Source organism: Bartonella sp. AD328YNZD (assembly GCF_042196425.1).
The window spans coordinates 1-5,703 of sequence record NZ_JBHIQG010000154.1 but is presented as its reverse complement, the minus strand read 5'-3'; the positions used below and the strand labels follow the sequence as shown (position 1 = coordinate 5,703).

Here is a 5,703-nt window from a genome sequence, read left to right as displayed (position 1 = left end):
TGAGTGAGAAATAATCATATTAAAAGAGCGAGAAAAATAAAAACGTAAGACAAAGCGTAATCCCTATTATTTAAAAAGTAGAGTCGAATGAAAGGGATAATAGTAAGATGAAAAATAGCTTGTTTTTGCTTGCATGTTTTTGCAAAATGAAGCTATCTTACCCTTTTAAATATTACTCAACCAGATATATCTTTACTCATATCTGGTATAGAAAGTTGAAACTGTTTACAAAATACCAACCATGGAATGAAGAGATATACTAGCTTTTTATTCGATACAAAAAACAACGATAAGCTAATCCCTAGCTTGACAATTTCTTATTCTTTACAGATATTTTTACAAAACCTTTGCGTGCTTTCGTGACGATTAGAATGATCGATTGTAAGCATAATTATGCCATTTTTAGGTGGTCAACGATCAATTTTTATTGGATAAATAGTTGGAAGGGATTATCCTTACAATGTGTTTAAATCCTGCGGTTTGAGTTTTTCTATTCGAAACAATTCTTTTTGCCAAAAAGAGATTATGTAGGTGTGTACTGTAATGATCAAATGAGTGATTTAACATGATATAGATTCTTGAGTTTTTAAGGTTGGACGCAATGAATATGATTCCAACACATTGATTATAAGAATAAATAACTGTTTTTTATATTGAATGTAAAAGTCTAGATATCGTAGGATTATTTCATTTTAAATGTGTTTAGGTTGAATCCATCCAAATCATTCGCTGATACATTACAAACGGAGGTTAACGTGTGAGTAAAAAGAGATTGAAAAAGGGATATAACATGTCTCTTATGAATCTTTTTAAATGCAAGGACTGTTGTTACATTAGGGGGGGACAAAGTGTATGATGGTATTGGCTTGTATCGTTAACTTAATTTTTGATGTGAATAAGAAAAATGGAGACAATGAAAAGCAACACATTTTCTTTATTTGAGAGAGAAAAATGATCTTTCCGAAAAAGGGGGAAAGAATCGATTAAATTGTAAAAATCCGCTTTGCTTTAAATAGATCTTTGTCGAGGGTGCCGATAGCAAGCAGTTGTTCCTTATAGAGGACACAAATTTCATCTTCATCAAGAGGTATTTTGTGATGACACAAGAGTATAGAATGCCCCTTCATAACTCTTTGTGCTTGGGTTTCATTAAGGGTATAATGAAAGAGGCAATCCAATGCGGCGCTCGTTTCAATTAAGAGCCCATCGAGTGTTGTGAAATTTTTTTCAAAAGAACTATTATTTTCCTCTGTAGTATTTTTATTTAGCGGGCTAGCTGCTTTTAGTTCATCCCATGTGATGAGATCCTCTTCATCAAAAGGTGCGACGGTAATACGTCTTAAGTCAGCAATATGCCCGTAGCATCCCAGATCACGTCCCATATCGCGTGCTAAAGAGCGCACATAAGTTCCTTTCCCGCAGGTTATTTCAAAGACAGAATACTCCTTGGTAGGAGTTTCTATTAACTTGAAAGTTTCTATTTCCACTTCACGGGGTGGAATTTCAACGATTTCCCCTTCACGCGCTAGATCATAAGCGCGATTTCCGGCAATTTTTATTGCTGAAAATTGTGGAGGTGTTTGCAAAATAATACCTGTATATTGAGGAAGAAGAGCAAGTATTTCTTCTCGAGTTGGACGTTTGAGAGATGTTTTGGTTATTTCTCCCTCTAGATCATCTGTTGAACGTTCTTGTCCCCAAGCGATATGAAAACGGTAAGTTTTTTTGCCTTGCATCACGTAAGGAACGGTTTTGGTTGCTTCACCCAATGCAATGGGTAAGAGACCAGAAGCAAGAGGATCAAGCGTACCGGCATGTCCTGCTTTTTGTGCATGAAAGAGCCATTTGATTTGTGAGACAGCTTCTGTGGATTTCATTCCCTTTGGTTTATCAAATATGACCCAGCCAGAAACAGGACGTCCTTTTTTTTTGCGGTGTCGTGCCATACTTAAACCTTATCTTTATCACTATGGTGAAGATCGCGCGCGACCTCAGGCGAACGAAGTAGGGCATCAATTTTTGAAAAATTATCAAAACTATTATCAAGTCGGAAACGCAGTTGAGGCATATATTTCATTTGTTGCAACGTATGGCTGATTTCTCCACGGAGAAAACGACTATGTTTATTGAGAATATCAACGACATCGGTATCGGTATGGAAAGTATTTTTAAGAGTGCTGAGAGGTGATACAAAACAAGTGGCAATTTTTAAATCTGGTGACATTCGTACTTCAGAGACAGAAATGACAATATCCTTCAAGACATCATCAAGCAAAATACCACGCTGTAGTATATGCGCTACTGCGTGACGTACTTGCTCTGCTACTCTAAGTTGCCGTTTTGATGGCCCTGCATTTTTCATCAAAGTTTTATCCTCGCTACAAGACCTCTTTTTTGATCATTTAGATAAGGAAAAAAAGAGACATTGTCTATATAATCGAATAACTTTCCTCATTTTACACTAGGGTAAAGTTATTGGATTATTTTATAATGTGCGATTAATATGTTCGATACGGAAGGTCTCAATGATATCTCCTGCGCGCATATCTTCATAGTTTTCAAAGGCTATTCCACATTCTTGACCACTTTGTACTTCATTGACTTCATCCTTGAAGCGTTTGAGTGTTTTTAGCTTTCCTTCGTGAATAACGATGTTATCACGGATAAGGCGAACGCCTGCTCCTCGTTCTATTTTACCTTCTGTAACACGACATCCAGCAACTTTTCCGATTTTTGTAATGTTAAAGACTTCTAGAATTTCAGCATTACCAAGGAATGTTTCACGCTGTTCTGGTGAGAGTAATCCAGACATGGCGGCTTTGATATCGTCAACAAGATCGTAAATGATGTTATAATAACGAATTTCAATTCCTTGTGTTTTAGCAAAATCACGCGCTTGTTTATTGGCCCGAACATTAAAACCAATCACAGCTGAATTAGATGCTTCGGCAAGAGAAATATCACTTTCGGTAATTCCTCCAGCACCAGAATGTACAACACGCGCACGAACCTCATCATTTCCTAGCTTCTCTAATGCTGAAGCGATTGCTTCAATTGATCCTTGCACATCTCCTTTTATAATAAGAGAAAACTCCTTAACACCAGTTGTTTGCAATTTTGTCATCATCTGTTCAAGAGAACCACGCGAACCCGTTTGTCGAGCAACAGCTTTATCACGAGCTAATCGTTGACGATATTCAGAAATTTCGCGTGCTTTTGCTTCATGTGTGACAACAGCAAAACGATCTCCAGCTTGTGGTGTTCTTTGCATGCCTAAAATTTCAATTGGTGTAGAGGGAACAGCTTCTTTGACATGACGACCACGGTCATCAATCAAAGCACGTACACGACCCCATTCATTTCCGGCAACGATAATATCAGAAGGATGTAATGTACCTTTTTGAACAAGAACTGTTGCAACAGATCCGCGTCCTCGATCCAATTTGGCTTCAATGACAACGCCCTCTGCAGTTCGCTGAGGATCTGCTTTCAGGTCAAGCATTTCAGCTTGAAGAAGGATAGCTTCGAGAAGTTTATCTAGGTTTTGACCAGTTTTAGCAGAAACCTCAACGTCCAAAGTTTCCCCGCCCATAGTTTCAACAAACACTTCATGTTGTAAAAGTTCTGTACGTACTTTTTGTGCATTCGCAGCTGGTTTATCAATTTTGTTGATAGCAACAATGATAGGGACACCAGCAGCTTTCGCATGATTGATTGATTCAATCGTTTGAGGCATAACACTATCATCAGCGGCTACAACGAGAACAGCAATATCAGTAACACGCGCTCCGCGTGCACGCATAGCCGTAAATGCAGCATGCCCTGGTGTATCAATAAAGGTAATTTTTTGACCGTTTTGTTCTACTTGATAGGCACCAATATGCTGCGTAATACCACCTGCTTCGCCAGAAACAACATTTGCTTTGCGAATAGCATCCAGAAGAGAAGTTTTTCCGTGGTCAACATGGCCCATAATGGTTACAACAGGGGGACGCTGCTGCATATTTTGAGGATTATCTGTTACATTAAAGATACCTTCCTCTACATCAGATTCTAAAACACGTTTAACAGTATGGCCAAATTCAACAGCGATGAGTTCGGCAACGTCTGCGTCAATAACATCACCAGGTTTCACCATTTGTCCCTGTTTCATTAAAAATTTAACTACATCAACGGAACGCTCAGTCATACGTTGTGCGAGCTCTTGAATGGTAATTGTTTCAGGAAGAACAACTTCGCGAGAAATTTTTTCTCTTGGTTCTTGGTTTTGTGCACGCTTAAACTTTTCCTGTCTGCGCCGCATTGCAGCCATTGAGCGCCCACGTGCGCTTCCTTCTTCATCCAGTGCGCTATTAAGAGTTAGTTTTCCACGACGTCGCTCATCAGTCCCTTTGATAACTTTTGGTGCGCGTATTTCTGATTTAGAAAGATTAGAACGTCGGTTATGCCGCTCTTCTTCTTTATCTTCATCTATTTTGCGTTTTTCAATCACAGTTGTGTTTTTAGGCGCAAGAGGAATATCTGTTTGTTCGATGAGAGGAGGAACAGGTGGAGTCTGTATCAGCGGTTTTTCTTCTTCTTGTTGGGGATGTATTTCTTTTTCTTTAATTTCTTGCTGTAAAATTTCTTCCTGTTCTTTAGCGCGTTTTGCTTTTTCTTCGGCTTGTTCTCGCGTTATTCTTTCTTGGATATGTGCTTCTTCTAATGCGCGAAGTCTTGCTTCCATTTCAGCCGATGAAAGATTGCTTTTGGCTACAGATTCTTGAGGCTTTTTTCCCTCAAAACGTGGTTTAGAGCGCTGGGAAGCCACATGCGGCTTTGTAATGGGTTGTAGGGTCTCAGTTTTTTCATCAGGTCGCGTAATTTTACGCCGTTTAGTTTCGACAACGACAGCCTTTGTACGGCCATGGCTAAAATTTTGTTTGACCGTGCTTGTTTCCAAGACAGACCGCTTGAGAGTTAGTGTCTTCTTGATTGTTGTTTTGTCGTTGTTATTTTCACTCATTGTACTTCCTTCACGGCTTGTGCCGTTATCTCACCAAGCTTACTATGTTTGTCATCACGATAGGTGATCAATTTATATATCGTTTTGAGAAATCCTTCGGCAGCCTTTGTGTCCAATAAAGCTGCGTGCATTACAGGACTAGAGCCAAAAGCCACTCGCATTTCATCACTTGTAAATAAAGATATGGTTTTTATAGTGCGATTTGTTTGTTGTTGTGTTGTGTGGATGGCCTGTGCAATTTTTCGTTTTCCATCTTCTGTTGTTTCTTTGGCATGGAGTACAAGAATAACTTGACCAGAGCGAATAGCGGTGTCAACCTTTGTTGCTCCTGCGACAACGGCTCCTGCTTTTCTTGCCATGGAAAGGCTTGAGAGAGCAGCTTTTAGTAAAAGTGTATCAACAACATGCACAAGATTTGGTACAACCTCAACATCTGTTTTAAAATTTCTATGAAAAGCTTTCTGTTTGATTGCTTTCTCAATAACAGCGTGATGGGCAGAAATCCAAACGCCACGCCCTGGTAAATTCGCTTTAAGATCAGGAACAATTTGGTTATTGGGACCAATAACAAAACGGATCAGCGTTTGTGCTGAAGCATTTTTTCGGGTCACAATGCAAGTTCGTTCATTCATTTAAAGTGTATCCACATCCAAATCATCTGTTTTTTCATTTTCTGCAGAATTTTCATCTTCTACAGG

At 39.1% G+C, this 5,703-nt stretch carries 4 protein-coding genes; all 4 read right to left on the bottom strand.

Translation table 11 applies throughout. The features are described from left to right. Nucleotides 1-983: 983 nt before the first annotated feature. Entirely contained in the window at nt 984-1,946 is a 963-nt protein-coding gene (gene truB / locus ACFIO3_RS07810) for a tRNA pseudouridine(55) synthase TruB (protein WP_375608026.1), read from the bottom strand. A 2-nt stretch (nt 1,947-1,948) separates the two neighbouring features. Next, nucleotides 1,949-2,362, bottom strand: a complete 414-nt coding sequence (rbfA, locus tag ACFIO3_RS07805) for a 30S ribosome-binding factor RbfA (protein ID WP_375608027.1) — start codon at nt 2,360-2,362, stop codon at nt 1,949-1,951. Nucleotides 2,363-2,485: 123 nt separating this feature from the next. Then, nucleotides 2,486-5,005: a translation initiation factor IF-2 gene (infB, locus tag ACFIO3_RS07800; protein WP_375608028.1), complete on the bottom strand. Its 2,520-nt coding sequence runs from the start codon at nt 5,003-5,005 to the stop codon at nt 2,486-2,488. Beyond that, entirely contained in the window at nt 5,002-5,637 is a 636-nt protein-coding gene (locus ACFIO3_RS07795; protein WP_375608029.1) for an RNA-binding protein, read from the bottom strand. Before ACFIO3_RS07795 ends, infB begins: the two co-directional genes overlap by 4 nt. Between the last annotated feature and the right edge of the window lie 66 nt (nt 5,638-5,703).